This is a genomic window from Acetobacter garciniae (assembly GCF_017377735.1).
Taxonomy (GTDB): Bacteria; Pseudomonadota; Alphaproteobacteria; order Acetobacterales; family Acetobacteraceae; genus Acetobacter; species Acetobacter garciniae.
In genome coordinates, this window is sequence record NZ_JAFVMH010000038.1 from 1 (window position 1) to 514 (window position 514).

Sequence of the window (514 nt, forward strand, 5' to 3'; positions counted from 1 at the left end):
GCCCGCGCACTACACCCGGGATATGCTGCTGGTGGGTGCGCCGGTTCCTTACACGGGCATGACCGAGGCGCAGGCGCTTGCCGTCCTGGGTGTCCGCTGATGCGGACGCTTGCCATGATCGGCACGGCCGGGGCCATCGCGGCCGGGGTGTGGGCAGCGTCGGTCTTCGCTCGGGCGTGGTATCTATGACTGGCCGCGCGCTTGGCTGCCTGCCCGCGAAGGTTCTTCCGAGGCAACCCCGCCTCGAAGGCCTGCGCATGATGACCCGGCAGGCTCCAGCCCGGTTGGACCGTTCTCACATCGACCCAGGCGTGCTGATGTTCGGCAACGACATGCTGAGCGACTGCACGGCGGCTGGGCTGCTTAACCATGCCCGCGCCGTCGCGGCCCTTGGCGGCTACCAGATCGAGGCCGACACGGGTGACGCGATTCGGTTCTATGCTGAGAGCACGGGTTACGTGCCCGGACAGCCCCGCACCGACCAGGGCGGCGTTGAAGTGGATGTGCTGGCCTT

The 514-nt window shown here is 68.1% G+C and carries 1 pseudogene; it reads left to right on the forward strand.

Annotated features, from left to right (window positions below):
* Positions 1–185 precede the first annotated feature (185 nt).
* A pseudogene (locus tag J2D77_RS17115) lies at positions 186–514 on the forward strand (hypothetical protein); the annotation flags it as partial.